Source organism: Bacteroides sp. OF04-15BH, assembly GCF_003477995.1.
In the GTDB taxonomy this organism is placed as follows: domain Bacteria; phylum Bacteroidota; class Bacteroidia; order Bacteroidales; family Bacteroidaceae; genus Paraprevotella.
Genome location: NZ_QUEM01000108.1, coordinates 1 through 759, shown reverse-complemented (window position 1 = coordinate 759; position 759 = coordinate 1). Strand labels below are relative to the sequence as shown.

Annotated in this window: 1 protein-coding gene and 2 pseudogenes; all 3 read right to left on the bottom strand. The window is 52.4% G+C overall.

The genetic code is table 11. From position 1 onward, the window contains the following. Positions 1-220: pseudogene (locus DXA74_RS16085) on the bottom strand (hypothetical protein); the annotation flags it as partial. Positions 221-222: 2 nt separating this feature from the next. Continuing rightward, the gene (locus DXA74_RS16080) at positions 223-651 is read right to left on the bottom strand and encodes a DUF3408 domain-containing protein (RefSeq protein WP_118529125.1); all 429 of its coding nucleotides are present in this window, start codon (positions 649-651) and stop codon (positions 223-225) included. Between the two features lies 1 nt (position 652). Then, positions 653-759 (bottom strand): annotated as a pseudogene (locus tag DXA74_RS16075) (ParA family protein); the annotation flags it as partial.

Genomic DNA, 759 nt, shown 5'->3' with positions numbered 1-759 from the left:
CAGCCGCTTGCGGGAGGTGTCCCGATTTGTCCTGCGCTGTCCCGATTAGTCCGCCCTTGTATCGGCTTTCACCTATCAGCGTGTAGCCTGAAACCTCGTTTCGTGGGAGTGGCGCATCATCCGTTCTGCCCGGTGATGTCCGGCTGTCCGTGTAGCGATACCACAGCCATAGGGCGATATAGTACACCAAAAGCCCGGTAAGTATGCAATAGATTACCATAGTCAGACAGGCTTTTGGAAGTGGCTTTCGTACAGGGTGTTTATCTCGTCTTGGTACTGCTCGAAGTGGCGCAGCAGAATGTTTTCCACGTAGCTGCTTACCGTCACCTTGCGCCCGCCTATCACTGTCACGATACGCATCAGCTTCTCGTGCGTGGTACGGCTCACGTATAAGGGCTGTCGGTCTGCCAGTTCCACTTTCTGAAAGTAAGTTTCCCGGTAGTCGCCCGAACCGCCCTTGCGCTTGCGGTTTGTCGTTTTCTCCACCCGCACCGTTTCCGTCTGCTGTTCCTCTTGGGTAACTTGTGATGCAAGATTGGTATGTGGTGCATCATTCGGTTTATTATCTTCTTTACTCGGTACACCTTGCGAAATAAGTTCCCGCATAAAATCCTCGTCTATCTTCGGCATCCCGCCGCTTTGCTTTGCCATATCATTGTAATTTGATGTAGTACGTTATTTCGGTTATCAGTTCTTCCAAGTTACTTCCCCTTACCAGCGGGCGGCTGGCGGGAAAGAGCGTGGAGCGGAACACCGCCT